Genomic DNA, 24,305 nt, shown 5'->3' on the forward strand with positions numbered 1-24,305 from the left:
ACCGTGAGAGCTGCAAAGTGTCACGGTGACAGTTGCCGACACGAGTGACAGTTCAAACGTTCACTCGTGCCCCGAAGTGTCACGGTGATAGTTCGGGCTCGGCCTCGTGGTCCGAACTGTCACGGTGTCAGTTGCGCGGTGCCTCGGTGACAGTTGGCGACACGAGTGACAGTTCAAGCGTTCACTCGTGCCCCGAAGTGTCACGGTGATACTTCGGTCCGGCGGCGTGCTCGAAGTGTCACCGTGACAGTTGCGAAGTGTCACGGTGACAGTTGGCGACACGAGTAACAGTTCAAACGTTCACTCGTGCCCCGAACTATCACGGTGACAGTTGCGCGCCGGCGCCCGTCAGGCCTCCGCAGCCACAGCCACGACCGGCTCCACGCGGAACGCGTGCTCGAGGTGCTCGTGGCGGGAGACGTAGCGGCGCACGGCGATGAAGCAGGCGGCCGCGGCGAGCTCGGTGCAGGTCATCGAGATGACCAGCGGCAGGGCGGTGTCCTCGCCGGCGATGCCGCCGATCGGCGAGATCAGGCCGGCGCAGAGGAACATCAGCCCGCCGCCGAGCCCGCTGCCCGAGCCGGCGATGTCGCGGCTCTGCTGCACGGCGAGCGCGCCGGCGTTGCCGGTGATGAAGCCGAACGAGCCCATCGCGACGAAGAGCGGGGCCAGCAGGAACGGGCGCGGCAGCGGCGAGATCACCACGACCAGCATGGTGAGCACGGCCGCGACCGCGACGGGCAGCGCGACCGAGATCGTCCGCGCCGGGTGGACGCGCTTGCGGGCCAGCCGCGAGGACGTGTAGTTGCCGGCCACCAGCGCCATCGAGTTGCCCGCGAAGCAGAGCCCGTAGACCGAGGCGGAGAAGCCGAGGTAGCTCTGGAAGATGAAGGACGAGGAGGAGACGTACGCCATCAGGGTGCTGAAGTTGAGCACCTGCGTGCCCGCGTGGCCGATGTAGGCCGGGCGGGTGAGAAGGGTGCCGAGGTGGCCGTACTCGATCCGTCGCGAGCGCCGCTCCGGCGGGTGCGTCTCGCGGATGACGAGCAGGATCACGGCCAGCTGGGCAGCGGTGAAGGCGACGATGATGGCGAGAATGCCGCGCCACGGGACCGCCTCGGCGAGCAGGCCGCCGACGACGGGGGCGACGATCGGGGCCACGCCGATGATGCTGCCGATCAGGGTCATCGTGCGGGCGAGCGGGAAGCCGGTGAGGCGATCGGCGACCGAGGCGCTCGTGGCCGTGACGCACGCGGCGCTGGCCAGCGCCTGCACGAGGCGCGCCGCGATCAGCACCTCGACCGTGGGCGCGAGCATCGCGACGAGCGAGGCGACCAGGGCGACCGAGGCGCCGGCGATCATCGGGCGGTAGCGGCCGTAGCGGTCGCTGACCGGCCCCCACAGCACCTGCCCGACGCCGATCCCGACCAGGAACGCGGTGAGCGTCAACTGGATCATCGACGCGTCGGTCCCGAGGCCGTGGGTCATCTCCGGGAAGGAGGCGAGGTAGAGATCGGTGGAGATCGGCGAGGTCGCCCACAGCAGCGCCATCGCGATCAGCAGCCGCCGCGGGAGATGTTCCTCAGTCACTGGGCCGATTTTACGTTGAGACCGCTCCCGCGGGCGAATGCTTAGTCCACCGGTGACCCACCGTCCGAGAGGCGGCGCGTACGGCCCGTACGGCAGCGTCCGGGGCTGCTCCGCGCACGGCTGCCACACTGAGCACGTGTCACTCAGCGGCTCCACTCCCGACCCCGACGAGACGACCGCCCCGGCCGCGCCGCTGGTGGCCGTCGTCGGCGCCACCGCCGCTGGGAAGACCTCACTCTCCCTCGACCTCGCGGAGCGCCTCGGCGGCGAGATCGTCAACACCGACGCGATGCAGCTCTACCGGGGCATGGACATCGGCACCGCCAAGCTCCCGGCTGCCGAGCGCCGCGGCATCCCGCACCACCTCATCGACATCCTCGACCTCGCCCACCCGGCGACGGTCGCCGACTACCAGGAGCGCGCCCGGGCGGTGATCGCCGACCTGCGCGCCCACGGCAGGACGCCGGTCCTTGTCGGCGGTAGCGCCCTCTACACCCGGGCGCTCGTCGACCGGTTCGAGTTCCCCGGCACCGAGGCCGCCGTCCGGGAGCGGTGGGAGGCCGAGCTGGAGCGGGTCGGGACCCGGGCCCTGCACGCCCGGCTCGCCGAGCTCGACCCGGTCTCCGCCGAGCGGATCGAGCAGGACAACGGCCGGCGGATCGTGCGCGCCCTGGAGGTGATCGAGCTGACCGGGGAGCCGTTCAGCGCACGTCTGCCCGTGCAGGAGTACGCCGATCCGGCGACCGTCCAGATCGGCGTCGACATCGACCGCGAGACGCTCGAAGCGCGGATCCTGCAGCGGGTGGACGAGATGTTCGACGCCGGTCTCGTCCTGGAGGTCGTGCGGCTCATCGACGAGGGCCTGCTGGAGACCAAGACCGCCAAGACCGCGATCGGCTACCGGGAGGTCGCCGCCTTCCTCGCCGGCGAGCTGTCGCTGCCCGAGGCCAAGCTCAAGACCGCGATCAAGACCCGCCAGTTCGCCCGTCGCCAGGACCAGTGGTTCCGCAAGGACCCGCGCGTGGTCTGGGTCGGCTACGACGACCCGGATCGGGTCGAGAAAGCACTGGCCGCGATCCATACACTTCAACCATGACCCCGATCGAGTCCGCTGCCGAGCTGCGTGCGCTGCTCGGGGAGCCCAACGAGCGTGCGGTCAACAAGGAGCGCACCCGGCTGCTCGAGATCGACCGGGACTGGCTGGCCGCCAGCCCGTTCTGCGTGCTCGCCACCTCCGACGCCGAGGGCCGCCTCGACGCCAGCCCCAAGGGCGACCCGGCCGGCTCGCTGGTCCACGTCCTCGACGACGCCACGATCGCGATCGCCGAGCGCCCCGGCAACCGGCGCGCCGACGGCTACCTCAACGTCCTCGCCAACCCGTACGTCGGGCTGCTCTTCGTCATTCCCGGCCGCAGCGACACCCTGCGGATCAACGGCCGCGCCCGGCTGGTGCGCGACGCGGACTTCTTCGACGCGATGAGCGTGCGCGAGAAGCGACCGATCATGGCGCTGGTCGTCGAGATCGAGCAGATCTTCTTCCACTGCGCGAAGGCGTTCCTGCGCAGCGGTCTCTGGGAGCACGAGACCTGGACGCCCGCCGAGGCCATCCCGCGACGCGCCGTGATCGCGAAGGAGTTCGAGAACGCGCCCGGCACCCTCGAGGAGCTGGACGCCTACTACGGCGAGGCCTACAAGTTGGGGCTCTACTGATGGCGTACGACTTCACCAAGGCGCACGCCACCGAGAACGACTTCGTCGTCCTGCCCGACCCCGACGGATCGGTCCACGGCCCGCTCGCGGACGAGCGCGTACGCGCGCTGTGCGACCGGCACGCCGGCATCGGCGGCGACGGCGTGCTCCGGGTCATCCGGACGGCCGCCTACCCGGCGGACTGGCCCGGCGCACCGGAATCGGTGAGTGGTGCCGAGTTCTTCATGGACTACCGCAACGCCGACGGCTCGATCGCCGAGATGTGCGGCAACGGCACCCGCGCCTTCGCCGCGTACCTGCGCGCCTCCGGCCTCGACACCACCGATCGGATCACCATCGCGACCCGTGCCGGCGACAAGACCCTCACGTTCGACGGCGACCTCTGGACCGTCGATCTCGGCGAGCCCCAGCTCCTCGGCTGGTCCGAGGTGAGCGTCGCCGACCACACCTGGAGCGCGCGCCACGTCGACATGGGCAACCCGCACGCGGTCGCCCTGGTCGAGGGCGGCGTCGCCGCGCTCGACCTCACCCGGCAGCCGCTGTTCGACGCGGCCACCTACCCGCACGGCGTCAACGTCGAGCTGGTCGAGCGCACCGGCGCCGGGCACCTGACGATGCGCGTGCACGAGCGCGGCGTGGGGGAGACCCGCTCCTGCGGCACCGGCATCGGCGCGACCGCCGTGGCGATCATGGCCGCCGACGGGCACGCCTCCGACGGCTCGACCTACACCGTCGACGTCCCGGGCGGGCGACTCACGGTGACGTGGACCGAGGAGGGGCACGCCCTGCTCACCGGTCCGGCGGCGCTGGTCGCCAGCGGCACCACCGCTCTCTGAGGTCGACCTCCTGAACGCATTCCACCCTGACAGTCTCGCTGTTAGGGTCCGAGGCATGGACCTCACCAGCAGCACTGCCATCGTCACCGGCGGCGCCAGCGGCATCGGCGCCGCCTGCGTGCGCCAGCTCGCCGCCCGCGGCGCGACCGTGATCATCGCCGACCTCCAGGCCGACAAGGGCGAGGCCCTCGCCGAGGAGGTCAAGGGCGTCTTCGCCCAGGTCGACGTCACGAACACCGATCAGATCACCGCCGCCGTCGAGCAGGCGGCCCAGATCGCCCCGCTCAAGGCCTGCGTCAACTCGGCCGGCATCGGCTGGGCGACCCGTACGATCGGGCGCGACGGCCAGATCTCCAGCGCGTTCGACCTCGGCGCCTTCCGCAAGGTCATCGAGATCAACCTCATCGGCACCTTCGACATGACCCGCCAGGCCGCGACGGTGATGAGCCGCAACGAGCCCGACGCGAACGGCCAGCGTGGCGCGATCGTGAACATGGCCTCGGTCGCCGCCTTCGACGGCCAGATCGGCCAGGCCGCGTACTCCGCCTCCAAGGGCGGGGTCGTCGGCATGAACCTGCCCGTCGCCCGTGACCTCGCCGCCTCCGGCATCCGGCTCAACGTGGTCGCGCCGGGCCTGATCGACACCCCGATCTACGGCACCGGTCCCGAGGCGGACGCGTTCAAGGCCAACCTCGGCTCCAACGTGCTCTTCCCCAAGCGTCTCGGCACCGGCGACGAGCTCGCCTCGATGGTGTTGGAGCTGCTGACCAACGACTACATGAACGCCGAGGTCATTCGTGTCGACGGCGGCATCCGGATGCCTCCCAAGTAGCGCGAATCTGCAGCCACGACCGCCGAGTCTGCACTTCATCTGCAAACTCGGCGGTCCTTGCTGACAAGTCGGCACGCGCCCCGGCGCACCTCGGAAACGGATAATCGCTGGCGGGCGGTCGTACTCTTGATCCTTGTATGACGAACGCATCTGACTTCAGCCTCGACAACGAGCTCGAGGACACCGCCGACTGGGACACCGAGCCCGACGAGAACGGCGACGCCCTCGGCGTGGACGAGTACGGCGAGGAGGACCCCGAGGAGCAGACCCTCGGCGCGATCGAACTCGCCGAGCGCCACGCTCTGCGCCGGGTCGCCTCGCTCAGCACCGAGCTCGAGGACATCACCGAGGTCGAGTACCGCCAGCTGCGGCTGGAGAAGGTCGTGCTGGTCGGCGTCTGGACCACCGGCACCACCCAGGACGCCGAGAACAGCCTCGCCGAGCTCGCCCTGCTGGCCGAGACCGCCGGCTCCGAGGTGCTCGAGGCGATCTACCAGCGCCGTCAGGCGCCCGACCCGGCCACGTACGTCGGGCGCGGCAAAGTCGAGGCGATCCGCGAGATCGTCCAGGCCACCGGCGCCGACACGGTGATCTGCGACGGCGAGCTCGCGCCCAGCCAGCTCAGGAACCTCGAGGACCGGGTCAAGGTCAAGGTCGTCGACCGCACCGCCCTGATCCTCGACATCTTCGCCCAGCACGCGAAGTCCAAGGAGGGCCAGGCGCAGGTCGAGCTCGCGCAGCTCAACTACATGAAGCAGCGCCTGCGCGGTTGGGGCGGAAACCTGTCGCGCCAGGTCGGTGGACGCGCGGCCAACGGCGTCGGCATCGGCGGTCGTGGTCCCGGTGAGACCAAGATCGAGACCGACCGCCGCCGGATCAACGACAAGATCGCCAAGCTCCGCCGCGAGCTCACCGAGATGAAGGGCACCCGCGACATCAAGCGGGCGACCCGCCGGCGCAACCAGATCCCCGCCGTCGCCATCGCCGGCTACACCAACGCGGGCAAGTCGTCCCTGCTCAACCGGCTCACCGACGCCGGCGTGCTGGTCGAGAACGCGCTCTTCGCCACCCTCGACCCGACCACGCGCCGCACCACCACGGCCGACGGTCGGGTCTACACGATGTCCGACACCGTCGGCTTCGTCCGGCACCTGCCCCACCAGCTCGTCGAGGCGTTCCGCTCGACGCTGGAGGAGGTCGCCGACGCCGACCTGATCGTGCACGTCGTCGACGGGTCCCACCCGGATCCCGAGGGTCAGCTCTCCGCCGTACGCGAGGTCTTCGCCGAGATCGGCGCCTCCCAGGTGCCCGAGCTCGTGGTGATCAACAAGGCCGACGCCGCCGACCCGCTGGTCGTGCAGCGGCTGCAGCGCGCCGAGCCGCACTCGGTCGTCGTCTCCGCCAAGACCGGCGAGGGCATCGAGGCCGCGATCGCCGCTGTCGAGGCCGACCTGCCGCGTCCGGGTGTCGCGTTCCACGTGCTGCTCCCGTACGGCCGCGGCGACCTGGTCAACGCGATCCACCAGCACGGCGAGATCGACGCGCTGGAGCACACCGGAGAGGGCACCGAGATCAAGGGCCGGGCCAATGAGGACCTGGCCGGCGAGCTCGCTCCCTACGCGATCTGACGATTCGGCTGCGCGGGCGCGGCCCGGGCCGCATCCTTCTCATGTGCGCGTCTCGGTCCGTCGCACGGCCTTCGTGGTCGTGGTCGTCTGTCTCCTCGTCGGTGTGTTGACCGGCGTACGGCAGTGGCACGCCCGCGCTGCCGCGGACGCGATCGGCGCTCGGTGCGACCGGTTCGCCGCCGACCAAGCGGCCCGGGCGGCGGCGGTCAGCGGCACCGGGCAACGGGTCGTGGTGATCGGCGACTCGTGGTCAGCGGGCCTCGGGCTCGACGATCCGGACCGCTCGTGGCCCTCGCGCCTGCCCGGACGGGTGTACGTCGACGGCTTCTCCGGCTCCGGCTTCAGCGCGCACGCCTCACCCTGCGGCCCGGTGGCGTACGCCCAGCGGGCCGCCGCCGACGTCCGGCGGGCCACGATCCGACGGGACGCCGGTCTGGTGGTCGTCGAGGGCGGCCTCAACGACTACGACCAGACGGATGCGGCCATCGAGGACGGCTTTCGTCGTCTGATGGTCGCGTTGCACGGCGTTCGGGTCGTGGTGGTCGGTCCGGCGCCGGCGCCGGCGCGCGCGGCCGCAGTGCCGCGGGTCGACCGGCTCCTGGCCGCGCTCTCGGCGAAGGCGGACATACCGTATTTCTCCACCGTCGGGCTCGACCTGGCCTACCAGCCGGACCGGCTGCACCCGACGCAGGCGGGCGCCGACACGTTCGGCGATGCGGTCGCCGGCTTCCTCGCCGCACACCCGGCCTGACACCGGCGCCGCAGGGGGGCACTGCCGCGTCCTGCACCCGATCGGCCAAGATGGTCGTCATGGACCAGCGCACCCTCGGAAGCACCGGCAAGGACGTCTCGATCATCGGCCTCGGCACCTGGCAGCTCGGCGCCGACTGGGGTGACGTCTCGGAGGCCGACGCCCGCGCGGTCCTGGAGACCAGCGTCGAGGCCGGCGTCACCTTCTTCGACACCGCCGACGTCTACGGCGACGGCCGCAGCGAGCAGATCATCGGCGCCTTCCTCAAGGCCTCGGGCGCCCCGGTCACGGTGGCGACCAAGATGGGCCGCCGCGTCGAGCAGCGCCCGGAGAACTACACCCTCGACGCCTTCCGGGGATGGACCGATCGCTCGCGCCGCAACCTCGGCGTGGACACCCTCGACCTCGTCCAGCTGCACTGCCCGCCGACCGAGACGATCGAGGACGAGCGGACGTACGACGCGCTGCGCACCCTCGTCGAGGACGGCGCCATCGCGGCGTACGGCGTCTCGGTGGAGACCTGCGATCAGGCGCTCGCCGCGATCCGCAACGGTGCCGCCAGCGTGCAGATCATCCTCAACGCGTTCCGGCTCAAGCCGCTCGACCAGGTCCTGCCGGCCGCCGTCGAGGCGGGTGTCGGGATCATCGTCCGGGTGCCGCTCGCCTCGGGGCTGCTGTCGGGGCGCTACAGCCGCGAGACCGTCTTCGCGCACAACGACCACCGCAGCTTCAACCGCCACGGCGAGGCCTTCGACGTGGGCGAGACGTTCTCCGGCGTCGACTACGAGGTCGGGCTGCAGGCGGCACAGGAGTTCGCCGAGCTGGCCCGCGAGCACGGCCCCGCCGGTGCGAGCACCGCTCAGGCCGCGCTCGCCTGGGTGGCGCAGCAGCCGGGCGTGACCACCGTGATCCCGGGCGCGCGCACCCTCGCGCAGGCCACCGCCAACGCCGCCGCCGGTGAGCTGCCGGCCGTGAGCGAGGAGTTCCTCGCGGGCGTCCGGGCGATCTACGACACCCATCTGCGGGCATCGATCCACCCGCGTTGGTGATGGCACGCTCCAGGCGCCGGGCGCACCTGCGCCGCCGAAGCCTGCTGCTCTGGCCGGGGATCGCGCTGATCCTGGTCGGAGTCTCGCTGCTGGGCTACGTCGCCTGGGAGTTCTGGGGGACGACCTGGGTGTCGCACCGGCACCGGGACCAGGCGCTCACCCAGATCGAGCGCGAGTGGAGCCGCTCGGACACGGGATCGGGGAGCGACGTGGTCCGGACGCCGTGGGGCGACGCCACCGCGATCATCCGGATCCCGCGCTTCGGCTCCGGCTACGCCGTGCCGGTCTTCGAGGGGACCTCCGACGAGGTCCTGGCCACCGGCTACGGGCACTTCGCCGAGACGGCCGGGCCGGGCGAGGTCGGCAACTACGCCCTCGCCGCCCACCGGATCACGCACGGCGAGCCGCTGCGGCGGATGCCCGACCTGGAGGTCGGCGACGAGATCGTCGTGCAGACCCGCACCGAGACCTACACATACCGACTCACCACCGCCGGCTCCGCACTGGTCGTCCCGTTCACCGCGGGCTGGGTGACCGATCCGCTGCCGACCAACCCCGACACCGGTGGCGTACAGCCGGCGCAGGAGCCCGGGCAGCGGCTGATCACACTGACCACCTGCAGCGAGCTCTTCCACACCGACAACCGGATGGTCGCCTTCGGCGTCCTCGAGGGGAAGGTGCCCTCGTGAGCCGCCGCTTCACCCGCGCCGAGCTCGAGTCCTACCGCGATGCAGTGGTCCCGGACCTGCTGCCCGGCCCCGATCAGGAGCTCCGGCTGCTGTTCGTCGGGATCAACCCGGGGCTGTGGACCGCCGCGACCCGGACCCACTTCGCGCACCCGGTCAACCGGTTCTACCCGGCGCTGCTCCGGGCCGGGATCATCACGCATCCGATCGACCCGGCGGCCGGGATGAACGAGACGGACCGGGAGCACCTGCGTGCCCGGGGGATCGGCATCTCCAACGTGGTCCACCGCGCCACCGCCCGCGCCGACGAGCTGTCGAAGGCCGAGCTCGTCGCCGGCGGCGTGCAGCTCCAGGAGCTGGTCCGACGGCTCGCGCCCCGCGTGGTCGCGATCGCCGGCATCACCGCGTACCGCACCGCCTTCGGCCTGCCGAAGGCCGCCGCCGGCATCCAGCCCGCCGAGCTCGACGGCGCTTGGGGCGATGCGGAGATCTGGGTCGTGCCCAACCCCAGCGGGCTCAACGCCCACGAGACGGTCGCCTCGCTCGCCGAGGCGTACGCGGCGGCAGCCCGCGCCGCCGGCGTCCTCTGACCCGGCAACGGGTGAGGAAGAGGCCCGTCCTCGCCGCCGAGGAGCGGGCTCACAGGCACTCGCCGCGGCCGAGGAGGGCGAGACCCTCGCGGTCGCCGGGACCGAGGCGGGTCTGGCCGACGTTCGCGCTCGCCATGATCTCGTTGGTGTCGTCGACGTGCCCGAGGCCGAGGACGTGGCCCAGCTCGTGCATGACCACGGCCATCTTCTGCGGGGTCGGCACCCGGGGGTCGTTGAACCAGTCCGAGCGCAGCGCGACCATCCCGGTCCGGTAGACGAGGTGGGCGACGCCGACGCTGACCGAGGTGCTGCCGCCCAGGCCGACCTTGCCGCTCTCCGTGTCGAGCTCGTCGAGGGTCCCGGGCGGGACGAAGCCGATCAGCACCGGGTCGCCGGGCTTGCGGTGCTCGAAGTTGGTGTCGTCGGTGGTGCCGCGATCCTCGAAGGCCAGGCCCGAGGCGGCGCTGATCCGGGTGATCGCCGTACCGATGATGACGCGGGCGTCGGTGGGGCCGGCGCCGAGGTTCAGGACGTACGTGATCGGTTGGCAGGGGTCATAGGTCACCGGCTTGTCGCTGCCGGGCTGGGTCTTCTCGAAGGCGTAGTGCCCGCCGGCGTGATGGACCACCACCGCCGGGAGCACACGGTGCGGCTCGCGCACGTGGACCAGCTCGCGGAACTGGCGCCCCACGGAGGTCGGTGCGACCAGCAGGAGACCGGCGCCGAGCGCGGCGCTGAGCAGCACGAGCATCAAGGTCGTACCGCTTCCGCGCCGCCCGGTCAGAGCCACCCCACCATCATGGCGCGACAACTGACATCTCGGCCTTCCAAATCTGACGCCTCGACCGTGGATAGGGTGTGCGCCGTGGCGTGGAACAGCTTCATCGAGGGCGACAACCTCGATGTCCTGCGCGCTCTCGCCCGGGCGGGGGAGACGTACGACCTGATCTACATCGACCCGCCGTACAACACCGGAAGCGCCTTCGCGTACCGCGACGACATCCGCGGTGAGGACGGCCGGCGCAAGGGCCGGCACCAGGCCTGGGTCGAGATGATGCGGCCGCGGCTCGAGGCGGCCCGCGAGGTCCTGGCCAGGACCGGCGCGATCTACGTGTCGATCGACGACAACGAGGTCGCCTACCTGCGGCTGCTGATGGACGAGCTCTTCGGGGAGGCTGCGTTCCTGGCGCAGGTCGTGGTCAACCTCAACGCCAAGGGCCGCCAGCTCGGCAAGGGCTTCGCGACGTTCCACGAGTACCTCCTCGTCTACGCCCGCGACCCGAAGCGCTGCGTCCTCGACGCCTCCTCCCCGGATCTGGTCGACGCGCGCGACTTCCCGCTGAGCACCGACGACGGCCGGCGCTACCGCCACCTGCCGCTGCGCAACACGAACAAGAAGTTCAACCCGGTCACCGCGCCGACGCTGCACTACCCGCTGTGGGGCGACCCCGAGACCGGTCGGGTCGCCACCACGCCGTTCGACGGCGCCGTCGAGATCAAGCCGGTCTTCGGTGACGGCTCGCCGGCGGTCTGGCGCTGGAGCGCGCCCCTGGTCGCCGAGCGCGCCGAGGACCTCGTCTGCCGCCCGATCGCCGGCACCCTGGGGGAGCGGGTCGACGTGTCGCAGCGCGACTGGCTCGACTCCGCGGGCGGCGGCTCGGCGCAGTCCGGCGGACCGCGACGCAAGAAGCTGCGCACCATCTGGCCGGCCGCCGAGATCGGCTCGACCGACACCGCCGTCGCGGAGCTGAAGGAGCTCGCCGGACACCTCTTCGAGTCCCCGAAGCCGACCGGCCTGATCCGGCGCATCCTGCAGACCATGCCGCCGGACAGCCGGGTGCTCGACTTCTTCGCCGGCTCCGGCACCACCGGCCACGCGGTCGCCCTGCAGAACGCCGCCGACGGTGGCACCCGCGCGTGCACCAGCGTCAACCACGCCGAGCCCGTACGCCCCGGCTCGAACGCCGACCTCGCCGGCCTGGCGACGGTCGCCGACATCACCCGTACCCGCCTGCGGGCCGTCGCGGCGACGATCGGCGGCGGCCTCGAGGAGCGCACGCTGTGAGCGCTGCCGAGCCGCTGATCGCCCGCGGCCGGACCTCGATGCGGGCACGTTGGGCCCGGCTGCGCGCCCGGCGCTGGCAGATCGCGCAGTGCGCGGTAGCGGCGGGCGTGGCCTGGATGCTCGCGCACCGGCTGCTGCACCACCCCTCCCCGGTCTTCGCCGCCGTGGCGGCGATCGTCTCGCTCGGCACGTCGTACGGTCAGCGCCTGCGGCGGGTCGCCGAGGTGACCCTCGGGGTCGCGCTCGGCGTCCTGCTCGGGGATCTGCTCGTGCTCGCGTTCGGCGTCGGCGCGCTCCAGATCAGCGTGATCGTGGTGCTCGGGATGTCGATCGCGCTCTTCCTCGACGGCGGCCAGACCTTCCTCAACCAGGCAGCCGTCCAGGGTGTCTTCGTCACCGCGCTGGTGCCGTCCGCGAGCGCGGCGTGGACCCGGTGGACCGACGCCCTGGTGGGCGGCGGCGTCGCCCTGGTGGCGGCCACGATCGTGCCGGCGGCGCCGCTGCGCAGGCCGCGCGAGCAGGCCGCGGTGGTGGTCACCAAGATCTCCGCCCTGCTGCGCGCCGCGGCCGAGGTCATCCGCGAGGCCGATGCCGTCCACGGCATGGCCGTCCTCGCCGAGGCCCGCGGCACCGACCCGCTCGTGCGCGAGCTGCAGGCGGCGGCCGACGAGGGCATCTCGGTGGTCGCCTCCAGCCCGTTCCGGGTCAGGCACCGTGGGCAGGTCCGGGCGATGAGCGAGCTCATCGAGCCGCTCGACCGGGCGCTGCGCTCCACGCGCGTGCTGGTCCGCCAGGTCGCGGTGGCCGCCTACCGCGGCCAGCCCGTGCCGGAGGAGTACGCCGACCTCGCGCTCGAGCTCGCCCTCGCCAGCGACGAGATCGGCATCGAGCTGAAGGCCAACCGGATGGCGACCGCCGTACGCCCGCACCTGCTGGCGCTGGCCGTGCAGAGCTCCGCGCTGCCCCGCTCGGCGGCGCTCAACGCGGAGGGCGTGCTGCTCCAGCTCCGCTCGGTGACCGTCGACCTGCTGCAGCTGACCGGCATGGGGCAGTTCGAGGCGACCGAGGCGCTGCCGCCGTTCTGAGGGGTGGGCGCCGAAAGTGTCACGGTGACAACTTGCGACAGGAGTGACAGTTGCAAGGGTCACTCGAGGCGCGAACTGTCACGGTGACACTTCGGAAGTATCACCGTGACAGTTTGAGACCCGAAGGCTCAGACCACCTTCTGCGGCATCGCGAACTTCGCCCCCATGGCGACGAGGTCCTGGTAGCGCGAGCCGGTGTACTTGCCGAGGTTGTGCACGATGTGCGCGTCGAGGCCGACCAGGACGCGCGCCTGCTTCCTCTCGATGCCGCGGATGATGACCTCGGCGGCCTTCTCCGGCGTGGTCTTGGCGAGCTTCTCGTCGAAGAACTTCGCCGTCGCGGCCTGGTCCTCCTTGGCCGACGTGCGAGCCGAGCGTGCGATCGCCGTCTTGATGCCGCCGGGGTGGACGGCGGTGACGCCGACGCCGGTCCTGCCGATCAGCATCTCCTCGCGCAGCGCCTCGGTCATGCCGCGCACGGCGTACTTGGCGGCGTTGTACATCGACTGGCCCGGCATCGAGACGAGGCCGAAGAGCGAGGAGATGTTCACGATGTGCGCATCGCCCGACCCGGCGCCCGACTCGAGCAGCGCCGGCAGGAAGAACTTGGTGCCGTGCACGACGCCCCAGAAGTTGATCCCGATGATCCAGTCGATGTCCTTCCACTCCAGGTCGACCAGGTCGCCGGCCAGCGCCACCCCGGCGTTGTTGATCACCACGTCCACGCCACCGAAGTGGTCCAGTACGGACGTCGCGTACGCCTCGAAGGCATCCCGGTCGGCCACGTCGAGGCGGGCGGTGTGGACCTCGGCCGAGGCCGCGGCGGCAACGGCCGCCGCGGTCTGCGCGAGACCGGCGTCGTTGATGTCGGAGAGCGCGAGTCGCGCACCGCGGCGGGCGAAGTCGAGCGCCAGGGCGCGGCCGATCCCGGATCCGGCGCCGGTGATCACCACGACCTTGTTGGTGAAGTTCTTCATGCGGAAACAGCCTCCGTGGAGTGGGGGTGGGCGTCGGCGTTCGCGGGGATGAGGGCCGTGACGTCATAGCCGGCGCGGTCGAAGCGGGCAAGGTGGCGGCGGAACGAGAACGTCTGCCCCGGCCACAGGGTGGTGTTGTTGCCGAACTGGTCGAGGTACCACGACGCGCAGCCGCCGGTGGTCCACACGGTCCGCCGCATCCGGTCGAACACCGCGCTGGTCCAGGCCTCCTGCGCGGCGGCGGTCGGCTCGATCGCGCCGAGGCCGTCGCGCCGCATCGCCCGAGCCGCCTCGACGACGTAGCGGACCTGCGACTCGATGATGAAGATCATCGAGCTGTGCCCGAGCGCCGTGTTGGGCCCGACGATCTGGAAGAGGTTGGGGAAGCCGTGGATCGTGGTGCCCTTGTAGGCGCGCATCCCGGTCTCGCCCCAGACGTCGGCGAGGGTACGGCCGGCCCGGCCCGTCACGTGCCGCGCGATCGGCGGATCGGTGACGTGGAAGCCGGTCGCGATGATCAGCACGTCGACGTCGCGGGCCGTGCCGGTGCTGTCGACGACGCCGGTGGGCGTGACGCGGGCGATGGCGTCGGTGATGAGCTCGACGTTGTCGCGATCGAGCGCCGGGTACCACTTGTTGGAGACCAGGATCCGCTTGCAGCCGGCGCGGTAGGTCGGGGTGACCTTCGCGCGCAGCTCCGGGTCCGAGATGCCCTTCGCGATGTTGCGCTTGCCCTGGGCCTCGACCGCCCTCATCGCGGCCGGGAAGCGGACGAACGCCGGCACGCGTGCCTCGAGCATCGCGTAGACGCCCGCGCGGACCAGGCGCTGGGCGCCCGGGACGTGCCGGAAGACGGCCTTCTCGGCGGAGGTGAAGAGGCGCTCGTTGCGCGGGATGATCCAGTTCGGCGTGCGCTGGTAGACGTCGACGTGGCCGGCGATCGTGGCGATCTCCGGGACGAGCTGGATCGCCGAGGCGCCGGTGCCGATCACCGCGACGCGCTTGCCGGTGAGGTCGACGTCGTGGTTCCAGCGGGCGCTGTGGAAGGTCTCGCCCTCGAAGGTGTCGATGCCGTCGATGGCGGGCAGGGACGGCTCGGAGAGGCCCCCGGAGGCCGAGATGACCGTACGGGCGGCGTAGGTCCTCGTCTCACGGGGCGCGCCCCCGGTGGTCGAGCCCGTCGAGACCCCTGAGCCCGTCGAGCCCGTCGAGCCCGTCGAGCCCGTCGAGACCGTGACGAGCCAGCGCTGCTGCTCCTCGTCCCAGGTCGCGTGGTCGACGGTGGTGTCGAGCACGCAGCGGTCGAGGATCCCGGCGTGGGTCGCGACCCGCTTGGCGTACTCCCAGATCTCCTGCTGGGGGGAGTAGACCTTCGACCAGTCCGGGTTGAGCGCGAACGAGTAGCTGTAGAGCTGGCTCGGGACGTCGCACTCGGCGCCGGGGTAGGTGTTGATGTGCCAGGTGCCGCCGACGTCGCTGTCCTTCTCGATCACGACGAAGTCGCGCTCGCCCGCTTCGTCGAGCTTGATGGCCGCGCACAGGCCGCCGAAGCCCGCGCCGACGATGAGGTGGTCGATCTGCACGGAGGTCGAGCCGGAGGTCGAGCCTGTCGAGACCGGGCCCGTCGCTCCGGTCGTCGAGCCTGTCGAGACCGAGCCCGTCGCTCCGGTCGTCGAGCCTGTCGAGACGTTCATGTCCTCGACGGTAGGTCGCCTATTGAACGGATGTCAATAGGCGTTTAGGCTGAGCCCATGACCTCCCGGACCCGGCTCTCGCCCGAGCAGCGACGCATCCAGCTGCTCGACCTCGGCGTGCGCCTGTTCGCGAGTCGCTCCCTCGAGGAGGTCTCCGTCGACGTGCTCGCCCAGGAGGCGGGCATCTCGCGCGGTCTGATCTATCACTACTTCGGCGACAAGCTCGGCTTCCGCGAGGCGGTGGTCCGTCGCGCCGCCGAGGACCTCATCGCCGCGACCGCACCGCCGCAGGCGGGGGAGCCGGTCGACCGGCTGGCCGCCTCGATGGGCGCCTACCTCGACTGGGTCGAGCGCAACCGCGAGGGCTACCTCTCGCTGGTGCGCGGCGCCGCCTCGGATCCGGTGCTGCGGGAGGTGTACGACGAGGCCCGCTTCGCGCTCACCGACCGGATCTTCGCCGCGGACGACTCCGGACTGATCCCGGACACCCCGGTGGTGCGGCTGATCGTGAAGGGCTGGGCGTCCTACGCCGAGCAGCTCGTGCTCTCCTGGGTCGCCTCGCCCGGCGAGGTCCCGCGCGAGCAGCTCGTCGACCTGCTGTCGGCGTCCCTGGTGGCGCTGGTCGTGGCGGCGGGTTAATCCGCTGGCGCGGCTGGGGGAGAATGGTCCCCGCCATGGAGATCACCTATCCGGAGCACCTGCCCGTCAGCGAACGCCGTCAGGACATCGCTGACGCGATCCGGGACCACCAGGTCGTGATCGTGGCCGGCGAGACCGGCTCCGGCAAGACCACCCAGCTGCCCAAGATCTGTCTCGAGCTCGGCCGCGGCCAGAACGGCATCATCGGCCACACCCAGCCGCGCCGGATCGCGGCGCGATCCGTCGCCGAGCGGATCGCCGACGAGCTTGCCAAGGACGGGCTGGGCGACGGTGTGGGATCGGTCGTCGGCTACCAGGTCCGGTTCACCGACCGCACGTCCGCGTCCAGCCGGATCAAGCTGATGACCGACGGCATCCTGCTCGCCGAGCTGCAGCGCGACCGCGACCTGAAGCGCTACGACACGATCATCATCGACGAGGCGCACGAGCGCTCGCTCAACATCGACTTCCTGCTCGGCTACCTCAAGCGGCTGCTCCCGCGCCGCCCCGACCTCAAGCTGATCGTCACCTCCGCGACCATCGACACCCAGCGGTTCGCCGAGCACTTCAGCGACGCCCGTACGGGCGAGGCGGCGCCGATCATCGAGGTCTCCGGCCGGACGTTCCCCGTCGAGCTCCGCTACCGCCCGCTGATGGAGCTGCCCGAGAGCGACGACGAGGGGGAGCCGGTCGTCCGCGACCAGACCGAGGCGATCGTGGACGCGGTCAAGGAGCTCTCCGCCGAGGGGCCGGGCGACATCCTCGTCTTCCTGCCCGGTGAGCGGGAGATCCGTGACACCGCGGACGCCCTGGCCGACATCGCCAAGAGCGTGCGGGGAGGCGGCGGCGGTGTCGAGATCGTGCCGCTCTACTCGCGCCTGTCCGCGGCCGACCAGCACCGCGTCTTCCAGTCCCACACCGGTCGCCGCGTCGTGCTCGCGACCAACGTCGCCGAGACCTCGCTGACGGTGCCCGGGATCCGGTACGTCATCGACTCCGGCGTCGCACGCATCAGCCGCTACTCCGCGCGCAGCAAGGTCCAGCGGCTGCCGATCGAGGCGATCTCGCAGGCGAGCGCCAACCAGCGCTCCGGCCGCTGTGGCCGGGTCGAGGCCGGCATCGCGATCCGGCTCTACTCCGAGGAGGACTTCGAGGGCCGACCGGAGTTCACCGACCCCGAGATCCTGCGTACCAACCTCGCCTCGGTCATCCTCCAGATGGCCGCGCTCGGCCTCGGCGAGATCAATCGCTTCCCCTTCGTGGAGGCGCCCGACAGCCGCAACGTCACCGCCGGCGTGCAGCTGCTCGAGGAACTCGGCGCGGTCTCGACAGGCTCGACCTCCGGTGGCTCGGCCTCCGGTCGCTCGACCTCGGGTGGGGGCGGCATGCGGCTGACCCCGGTGGGCAAGAGGCTCGCGCGGCTGCCGATCGACCCGCGCCTCGCACGGATGATCCTCGAGGCCGAGCGGCTCGGCTGCGCGCGCGAGGTCATCGTCATCGCGGCCGCGCTCTCCCTGCAGGACCCCCGCGAGCGCCCCTCGGCGGACCAGCCCGCAGGGAAGGCAGCGCAGGCCCAGGCCGACCAGTTCCACGCCCGCTACAAGCACGAGGCCTCGGACTTCCTCACCGTGCTCAACCTGTGGCGCTACATCAAGGAGCAGCAGGCCGAGCTCTCCTCCAGCGCCTTCCGGCGGATGTGCAAGCGCGAGTTCCTCAACTACCTGCGGGTGCGGGAGTGGCAGGAGTTCGAGTCGCAGCTGCGCCAGGTCTGCAAGGAGATGCGTCTCGATACGGGCCGCTCGTCCCTCGCGGCCCACTCGACGTCCGGGGACGGCCGCTCGTCCCTCGCGGCCCACTCGGCGTCCGGGGAGGGTGGCGCGCCCTACGACGCGGACGGCATCCACCAGGCGCTACTCTCCGGCCTGCTCAGCCACATCGGCATGCTCGAGGAGCGGGAGAAGGAGAAGCCTCAGCAGGGTCGCGGGGACAGGCCGCGCCGCCCCGGGCCCCGCGAGTACCTCGGTGCCCGCAACACGAAGTTCGCGCTCTTCCCCGGCAGCGTGCTGCACAAGAGGAACCCGCAGTTCGTGATGGCCGGAGAGCTCGTCGAGACCTCGCGGCTGTGGGCCCGGCAGAACGCCGCGATCAAACCCGAGTGGGCCGAGCGGCTGGCCGGCGACCTGGTCAAGCGCACCTATTCCGAGCCGCACTGGTCGCGCAAGCGCGCCGCGGTGATGGCCCGCGAGCGGGTCACGCTGTACGGCGTGCCGCTGGTCGCCGATCGGCTGGTCAACTACGGCCGGATCGACGCCGCCATCGCCCGCGAGCTCTTCATCCGGCACGCCCTGGTCTACGGCGAGTGGCAGACCCACCACCGCTTCCTGGCCGAGAACGCCGCGCTGATGGACGAGGCCCGCGAGCTGGAGAACCGCGCCCGCCGCCGCGACATCGTGGTCGACGAGCACACCCTCTTCGACTTCTACGATGCCCGCATCCCGGAGAACGTCGTCAGCGGTGCCCACTTCGACCGCTGGTGGAAGCAGCAGCGGGACAAGTCCGTGCTGACCTTCGACCTCGACATGCTCACCCGTGACCACGACGTCGACGAGACCGGATTCCCGTCGCACTGGTCCCTGGGCGGCGCGGGGGCGGCTCCGCTCTCGTTCTCGATCGGGTATCACTTCGAGCCCGGTACGGCCGCCGACGGCCTCACCATCGACGTACCGGTCGCCACCCTCAACCGGGTCGGCGACGACGACTTCTCCTGGAACGTGCCCGGTCTGCGCGAGGAGCTGGTCACCGCCCTGATCCGCTCGCTGCCCAAGGCGCTGCGGACCAGCTTCGTACCGGCCCCCGACCAGGCCCGGCGCTTCCTCGCCGAGGTCCCGGCGGGGGAGGAGCCGCTGCTCGACGCGCTGGAACGCTGGGGCCGCGCCACCGCCGGCGTGCACATCCCGCGGGAGGCCTGGGACCAGACCAAGATCCCCGAGCACCTGCGTCCGACGTACCGCGTCGTCGACGAGTCCGGCAAGGAGCGCGCCCGTGGCAAGGACCTGGCCGCGCTCAAGGCGCCCCTGGCCGGGGAGTTCCGCAAGGCGATCGCCGAGGTCGCCACGGATGCCGGGCTGGCGCGCACCGGTCTGACCACCTGGTCGATCGGCGACCTGCCGGCCACCGTCACCGAGAAGCGGGCCGGTCACGAGGTCACCGTCTACCCGGCGCTCGACGACGAGACCGGCACCTCCGGTGCTGGGACGGCCGGCGTCGTGGTCTGTGGCGGCCTGGAGGAGGCCGAGGCCCGGCACCGGCTCGGGGTCGCCCGGCTGCTGTTGCTGGATCTCGACAGGCTCGATCACCGAGGCACGGTCAAGCGAGTGATCGACGAGCTGTCGATGCAGGACAAGCTGGCGCTCGCCTCGACGCCGTACGCCAGCACCGCCGCCCTCGTCGAGGACTGTCGCGCGGCGGTGGTGCAGCAGGTCGTCGACGCCCGTCCGCGGGCGATGACGCCGGCCGCCTTCGACGAGCTCCGTGCTGCTCTGGGGTCCGCCGCCGACCACCGGGCCGCCGTCGCCGCCGTGCTCGGCGACGCGCTGCGCGCCCTCGCCTCCTGGCGCGAGGTCGACAAGGCGCTCAGCGGACGGGCCGACATGTTCCAGCTGCCCGCGCTGACCGACATGAGGGACCAGCTCTCCCGGTTGATGACCCGAGGCTTCATCCGCGAGGCCGGCACGACCCAGCTGAGGCGCTACCCGACGTACCTCGCCGCGATCGTCGAGCGTCGTCGCAAGCTGGACGCGAACGTTCACCTCGATCGCCAGACCCAGGACCGGATCGCCGATCTGCAGGAGCACTACCTGCACCAGGTCGCCGCGCTCCCACCCGGCCGCCCGCCCGGCGAGCGGCTGCGGCAGGCGCGCTGGATGCTCGAGGAGTACCGCGTCCAGCTGTGGGCCCAGCACCTCGGCACCGCCCAGACGGTCAGCGATCAGCGGATCCGTAAGGTGTTGGGATGAGCACTCCCACCGGATCCTCGCGGCGCCGCGGTTCGAACGGGGCCCCCGCATGAGCCGGCAGCACCACCGCCCGATGCAGCCCGGCGACCGCTTCCTCGAGGAGGTCGCCGGCGGGGTCGACCCGATCGAGCTGCGCGAGGCCGCCGACCGGGCCGCGGCGCTGCTCGTCCGGGGAGCCCAGGAGAGCGACGACCCGGCGGTCGCCGAGCGGCTGCTGCACCTGGCCGACACCGAGGGCATCGAGACGATCGCCGAGGTGTGGGCCGGCGCGCCCGCCGACACGCTCGCCGGCAGCCTGTGGCGGCTCTTCCTGCTGCGCAGCTGGGTCTACGCCGACCCGTACGAGCTGGCCCGGCAGTTCGATGCCGGCCGTCGTCGTGCGCCGGTCGCCCGGGTGGTCGCCGGCGTCGCCGAGCCACCGGGGCCCGAGGAGCTCAAGGCGCTGGTCGACCAGGTGCTGCGCGGCATCGCCGGAAGTGATCTTGCCGACGTGCTGCTGCGGGCTGCGGCGTTCGCCCGCGTCGTCGCCACCGGGCGTGCCGCGCTGGAGCACGATCCGACCGAGGTCCGCCACACCCTTGCGCTCTCCGAGCAGCTCGAGGCCGCAGGTCACGCAGAACTCGCCGGACGCTTGGGCTGAGCCGTAACATAGGCTCCGAGCACGTCGGGCCGTGGCAGCCCCGGGTCCCAAAATAAGCCGCTACGAGCGGCCACGCGCCGTGAGGCGCTCCCGGTCCGGCGTGCTCACTCTTGTCTGTGGTGGAGAAGCGGAAGGCGCGTGGGTTGAGGTCGGTTCGGACGGTCGCGGCAGCACTCGCACTCACCGTGGCCGGTTCCATGGCCCTGACCGCGTGCGGAGGATCCGACACGAGCGCGCCCCGGCCCACCGCCACCGTCACGGTCACCCCGAAGCCGGTCGCGCTGACCGTCGGCTTCTTCGGCAGCCCCGGGGAGATCGCCGCCTACCGCCAGGCCGTCGACAACTACGACGCCGCCAACCAGCGGGTGACGCTCGAGCTCAAGACCTGGCCCAGCGCCGCGCAGATGATGGACGATCTTGCGGCCGGCGCGAAGGCCCCCGACGTCTTCCTCGCCGACCGCGGCGACCTCGGTCTGCTGCAGCAGCGCAAGCTGACCCAGCCGCTCGACGACCTCCTCGCGGCCCGCAACGTCGACCTGGGCGACGCCTACTCCCGTGAGGCGCTCGAGGCGTTCTCCGCCGACCGGCACCTGACCTGCATGCCGTACGCCGCCACGCCGCAGGTGCTCTTCTACAACACCGACCTGGTCAACTTCAGCGCGATGCAGGCCCAGGGCCTGGAGGTCCCTGGCAACCTCGACTCGGGCAAGTGGACCCTCGAGCAGTTCGACGCTGCCGCCGACTGGGCCACCCGGCCCACCCTCGGGATCCGGGGCTTCGCGCAGCCGACCGACGTCGCCGGGCTGGCGCCGTACCTCTACTCCGGCGGCGGCAAGGTCGTCGACGACGAGGACACGCCCACCAGCCTCGCCTTCTCCGACCCGTCCAACCAGGACACCTGGGACCAGCTGCTCCCAGTCCTCAGTGACCCGGGCTCGTCGCTGACCAGCCAGCAGCTGCGTCAGCACACCCCGCTGCAGTGGTTCAAGCGTGGCAAGCTCGCGATGCTGGTCGGCGATCGCTCGATGGTGCCGGCCCTGCGCCAGCAGATCGGGCTGAACTGGGACGTCATCAGCCTGCCGTCGCTCTCCGACTCGGTGACGATCGGCGACTACACCGGGCTGTGCCTGAGTGCGGGCACCAAGGAGACCCAGGCGGCCGCCGATCTGCTCGCCTACCTCGTCTCGCGCCCCGCGGTCGCGCTCGTCTCCCAGGCCGGCTACATCGTGCCCGCCAGCACCGAGGTCGCGATGTCCTCGGACTTCCTGCAGCCCTACCAGCGTCCCGCGCACGCCCAGGTCTTCGTCAACGCGATGCGCTCCATGCACGTCCTGCCGATCGGCTCGGCCTACGTCGACCAGATCGATCAGCAGAGCAGCGGCCTGATCGCCTCCCTGCTCCGCCCCGGCGCCGACGTGGCGGCGCTGACCCAGCAGATCGACCTCAGCAGCCAGTCGGTGCTGGCCGAGCAGAACGCCGCGCTCCACCCCTCGCCCACGGCGAGCCCGACCGACTGAGCGACTGATCGTCGGGACCGCTCGAGCCACGACAAGTGACCCCTCGAGCCACGACAAGTGACCCCTCGAGCTGCGAGAGGTGATCTGGCGATCAGGCCTCGGCGCCGAGGATCGCGTCGACCAGCAGGGGAGCGGTCAGCGCGATCTGCCAGCCGCGCGCGCCGTATCCGGAGAGCTGGGCGGCGACCTCGTCGAGCAGCGCACCCGGGTCGCGGGTCTTCGGCGGGGTCCACATCGCGCGGCGTAGGAAGTCGGGGGTGAGCAGGTTCTCCAGCGGGAGCGAGCGCTCCTCCGCGAGCGCGGTGACGGACTCGCGAGCCAGGGTGAGGCGGCGGGCGGCGACCGGGTCCTTCTCGGCCCAGGCGCGCGGCGGCGGGGGACCGCCCTCGCTCTTCGGGTTGCGCGGGGGCAGCGCGGCCTCGTCGGTGGCGAGGACCTCCTTGATCGCGGCGATCCAGCGGGAGGAGTAGCGCTCGGCGCCGCGGCCGTGGAAGCCCTTGAGGCTGAGCAGCGCGGCCCGGTCGGTCGGCATCGCACCCGCGGCGACGACGATCGCTGCGTCGGGGATGATCCGGCCCGGGGTGACGTCGCGCTGCTGCGCGATCTCGTCGCGGGTCTCCCACAGCGCCTTGATCACGGCGAGCTCGCGGCGGCTGCGGACCCGGTGCATGCCGGAGGTACGGCGCCAGGCATCGGTGCGCTGCGTCGGCTCGAACCCACGCTCGGCCTCGAACTCCTGCCGGGCCCACTCCGCCTTGCCCGCGGCGACGAGCTCCTCGTTGAGCGCCTCGCGCAGCTCGACCAGGACCTCGACGTCGAGGGCGGCGTACTCGAGCCACTCCTCCGGCAGGGGCCGGGTCGACCAGTCAGCGGCCGAGTGCTCCTTCTTCATGTGGAAGCCCAGCACCGAGTCGACCAGGGTGCCGAGGCCCACCCGCGGGTAGCCGAGCAGGCGGCCGGCGAGCTCGGTGTCGAAGAGGCCGGCGGTCGGACGCAGCCCGATCTCGGCCAGGCAGGGCAGGTCCTGGGTGGCCGCATGCAGGATCCACTCGACGCCGTCGAGGGCATCGATGAGCGGCTCGAAGGTGGTCAGCCCGATCGGGTCGATCAGCCAGGTGCCGGCACCCTCGCGGCGCAGCTGGATCAGGTAGGCCCGGTTGCTGTAGCGGTAGCCCGAGGCACGCTCGGCGTCGACGCCGACCGGTCCGGTGCCGGCCGCGAGCGCCGCCGCGGCCTCACGCAGACCGGCGTCGGTGTCGATCACCTCCGGCAGGCCGTCGCGCAGGGTGAGCAGCGGCGACTCCGGGGGCTCGACGGGCTCGACCTCCGGGGTCTCGACCTGCTCGTCCGGGGTGACCGCTTCCGCGGCGCCCTGGGTGGTGGTGCTCTCCGGCGTCTCCGCCGCTTCGTCGGTCACGCATTTCCTCGCTGGCCACGCCGGGAGGGGAGCACAGCGACCCCCTCGGGAACCGGCGGCAGGCCGACGGCTGTGCACATCAGCTCCGCCCACGCCTCGACGTGGGGGCGGATGTCGACGTACCCGTTCTCGTCGGCCACGGGTGTCCACGACGCCCGGATCTCGACCTGGGCCGAGCCCTCCTCGTCGGCCATCCCGCCGAAGCTCTCGGTCGCCACGCGGGTGACCGAGCCGGAGGCCGCCTCGAAGGCGGCGTCGTTGGACGTGAGCGCGTCGGTCAGCCACGACCAGCCGACGGCGCCGAGCAGGGGGTCGCTGACCAGGTCGACCTCAACCTCGGCCCGCGTGTAGAGGACACAGCGGAAGGTGCCGCCGGCCCAGGCGTCGTTGCCCTCGGGGTCGTGCAGCAGGATCAGCCGGCCGGTGCCGAGGTCCTCGTCATCCACCGTCACGTCGGCGGAGAGAGCGCTCGCGTACGGGGCGATCCGCTGCGGCGCGGGCATCTCCTCGCAGAAGATCTCGGGTCGCAGGACCGCGGTGTGCATGCTCGCCACGGCAGCACGGAACACAGCAGGCACGGCCG

21 protein-coding genes are annotated in these 24,305 nt (G+C 71.5%); 15 read left to right on the top strand and 6 right to left on the bottom strand.

Features of this window, described 5'->3' with window-relative positions:
- Positions 1-348: 348 nt before the first annotated feature.
- Complete coding sequence (locus tag ACZ5L9_RS09900; protein WP_464536670.1) at positions 349-1,590, bottom strand: multidrug effflux MFS transporter; 1,242 nt, start codon at positions 1,588-1,590, stop codon at positions 349-351.
- Positions 1,591-1,726: 136 nt separating this feature from the next.
- On the opposite strand from ACZ5L9_RS09900, the gene miaA reads away from it, so the two are divergent.
- The 9 genes from miaA to ACZ5L9_RS09945 all read left to right on the top strand — a co-directional run bounded on the left by miaA (position 1,727) and on the right by ACZ5L9_RS09945 (position 9,672).
- Positions 1,727-2,686 carry a tRNA (adenosine(37)-N6)-dimethylallyltransferase MiaA gene (gene miaA / locus ACZ5L9_RS09905; RefSeq protein ID WP_464536672.1) on the top strand — a complete coding sequence of 320 codons (960 nt, stop codon included), beginning with the start codon at positions 1,727-1,729 and terminating at the stop codon, positions 2,684-2,686.
- Positions 2,683-3,300 (top strand): pyridoxamine 5'-phosphate oxidase family protein, encoded by a 618-nt coding sequence (locus ACZ5L9_RS09910; RefSeq protein WP_464536674.1) that lies wholly within the window; start codon positions 2,683-2,685, stop codon positions 3,298-3,300. Before miaA ends, ACZ5L9_RS09910 begins: the two co-directional genes overlap by 4 nt.
- Complete coding sequence (gene dapF, locus ACZ5L9_RS09915; protein WP_464536676.1) at positions 3,300-4,136, top strand: diaminopimelate epimerase; 837 nt, start codon at positions 3,300-3,302, stop codon at positions 4,134-4,136. The genes ACZ5L9_RS09910 and dapF overlap by 1 nt, the downstream gene beginning before the upstream one ends.
- Before the next feature lie 55 nt (positions 4,137-4,191).
- On the top strand, positions 4,192-4,968 hold the full coding sequence (locus tag ACZ5L9_RS09920) for an SDR family NAD(P)-dependent oxidoreductase (RefSeq protein WP_464536678.1): 777 nt from the start codon (positions 4,192-4,194) through the stop codon (positions 4,966-4,968).
- Positions 4,969-5,105: 137 nt separating this feature from the next.
- Positions 5,106-6,596, top strand: a complete 1,491-nt coding sequence (hflX, locus tag ACZ5L9_RS09925) for a GTPase HflX (RefSeq protein ID WP_464536680.1) — start codon at positions 5,106-5,108, stop codon at positions 6,594-6,596.
- A gap of 43 nt (positions 6,597-6,639) precedes the next feature.
- Entirely contained in the window at positions 6,640-7,347 is a 708-nt protein-coding gene (locus ACZ5L9_RS09930) for an SGNH/GDSL hydrolase family protein (RefSeq protein WP_464536683.1), read from the top strand.
- Between the two features lie 59 nt (positions 7,348-7,406).
- Positions 7,407-8,396 carry an aldo/keto reductase gene (locus ACZ5L9_RS09935; protein ID WP_464536685.1) on the top strand — a complete coding sequence of 330 codons (990 nt, stop codon included), beginning with the start codon at positions 7,407-7,409 and terminating at the stop codon, positions 8,394-8,396.
- Complete coding sequence (locus tag ACZ5L9_RS09940; protein WP_464536687.1) at positions 8,396-9,085, top strand: class E sortase; 690 nt, start codon at positions 8,396-8,398, stop codon at positions 9,083-9,085. Before ACZ5L9_RS09935 ends, ACZ5L9_RS09940 begins: the two co-directional genes overlap by 1 nt.
- A complete protein-coding gene (locus ACZ5L9_RS09945) occupies positions 9,082-9,672 on the top strand; it encodes a mismatch-specific DNA-glycosylase (RefSeq protein WP_464536689.1) in 591 nt (196 codons plus the stop codon). The genes ACZ5L9_RS09940 and ACZ5L9_RS09945 overlap by 4 nt, the downstream gene beginning before the upstream one ends.
- A gap of 49 nt (positions 9,673-9,721) precedes the next feature.
- Here ACZ5L9_RS09945 and ACZ5L9_RS09950 read toward each other — a convergent pair whose 3' ends face one another.
- The gene (locus ACZ5L9_RS09950; RefSeq protein WP_464536691.1) at positions 9,722-10,462 is read right to left on the bottom strand and encodes a matrixin family metalloprotease; all 741 of its coding nucleotides are present in this window, start codon (positions 10,460-10,462) and stop codon (positions 9,722-9,724) included.
- Positions 10,463-10,537: 75 nt separating this feature from the next.
- Here ACZ5L9_RS09950 and ACZ5L9_RS09955 point away from each other — a divergent pair, with 75 nt between their 5' ends.
- Positions 10,538-11,737 (top strand): site-specific DNA-methyltransferase, encoded by a 1,200-nt coding sequence (locus tag ACZ5L9_RS09955; RefSeq protein WP_464536693.1) that lies wholly within the window; start codon positions 10,538-10,540, stop codon positions 11,735-11,737.
- A complete protein-coding gene (locus tag ACZ5L9_RS09960; protein WP_464536695.1) occupies positions 11,734-12,822 on the top strand; it encodes an FUSC family protein in 1,089 nt (362 codons plus the stop codon). The genes ACZ5L9_RS09955 and ACZ5L9_RS09960 overlap by 4 nt, the downstream gene beginning before the upstream one ends.
- A gap of 128 nt (positions 12,823-12,950) precedes the next feature.
- Here the strand turns inward: ACZ5L9_RS09960 and ACZ5L9_RS09965 are convergent, their stop codons facing one another.
- Both ACZ5L9_RS09965 and ACZ5L9_RS09970 read right to left on the bottom strand, forming a co-directional pair.
- Positions 12,951-13,799, bottom strand: coding sequence for an SDR family NAD(P)-dependent oxidoreductase (locus ACZ5L9_RS09965; RefSeq protein ID WP_464536698.1), 849 nt, complete (start codon positions 13,797-13,799; stop codon positions 12,951-12,953).
- On the bottom strand, positions 13,796-15,493 hold the full coding sequence (locus ACZ5L9_RS09970; RefSeq protein WP_464536700.1) for a flavin-containing monooxygenase: 1,698 nt from the start codon (positions 15,491-15,493) through the stop codon (positions 13,796-13,798). Before ACZ5L9_RS09970 ends, ACZ5L9_RS09965 begins: the two co-directional genes overlap by 4 nt.
- A gap of 57 nt (positions 15,494-15,550) precedes the next feature.
- Between ACZ5L9_RS09970 and ACZ5L9_RS09975 the strand changes: the two genes are divergently transcribed.
- The 4 genes from ACZ5L9_RS09975 (at position 15,551) to ACZ5L9_RS09990 (ending at position 22,305) form a co-directional block, all read left to right on the top strand.
- Positions 15,551-16,132 carry a TetR/AcrR family transcriptional regulator gene (locus tag ACZ5L9_RS09975; protein WP_464536702.1) on the top strand — a complete coding sequence of 194 codons (582 nt, stop codon included), beginning with the start codon at positions 15,551-15,553 and terminating at the stop codon, positions 16,130-16,132.
- 35 nt (positions 16,133-16,167) lie between these two features.
- Complete coding sequence (gene hrpA, locus ACZ5L9_RS09980) at positions 16,168-20,148, top strand: ATP-dependent RNA helicase HrpA (protein WP_464536704.1); 3,981 nt, start codon at positions 16,168-16,170, stop codon at positions 20,146-20,148.
- Between the two features lie 49 nt (positions 20,149-20,197).
- A complete protein-coding gene (locus tag ACZ5L9_RS09985) occupies positions 20,198-20,788 on the top strand; it encodes a hypothetical protein (protein WP_464536706.1) in 591 nt (196 codons plus the stop codon).
- A gap of 197 nt (positions 20,789-20,985) precedes the next feature.
- Positions 20,986-22,305 (top strand): extracellular solute-binding protein, encoded by a 1,320-nt coding sequence (locus tag ACZ5L9_RS09990; RefSeq protein ID WP_464536708.1) that lies wholly within the window; start codon positions 20,986-20,988, stop codon positions 22,303-22,305.
- 91 nt (positions 22,306-22,396) lie between these two features.
- On the opposite strand, the gene ACZ5L9_RS09995 is transcribed toward ACZ5L9_RS09990, so the two are convergent.
- The gene (locus tag ACZ5L9_RS09995; RefSeq protein WP_464536710.1) at positions 22,397-23,722 is read right to left on the bottom strand and encodes an HRDC domain-containing protein; all 1,326 of its coding nucleotides are present in this window, start codon (positions 23,720-23,722) and stop codon (positions 22,397-22,399) included.
- Entirely contained in the window at positions 23,719-24,300 is a 582-nt protein-coding gene (locus ACZ5L9_RS10000; protein WP_464536713.1) for a DUF3000 domain-containing protein, read from the bottom strand. The genes ACZ5L9_RS09995 and ACZ5L9_RS10000 overlap by 4 nt, the downstream gene beginning before the upstream one ends.
- Positions 24,301-24,305: the final 5 nt, after the last annotated feature.

It is taken from the genome of Nocardioides sp. JCM 18998 (assembly GCF_055391535.1).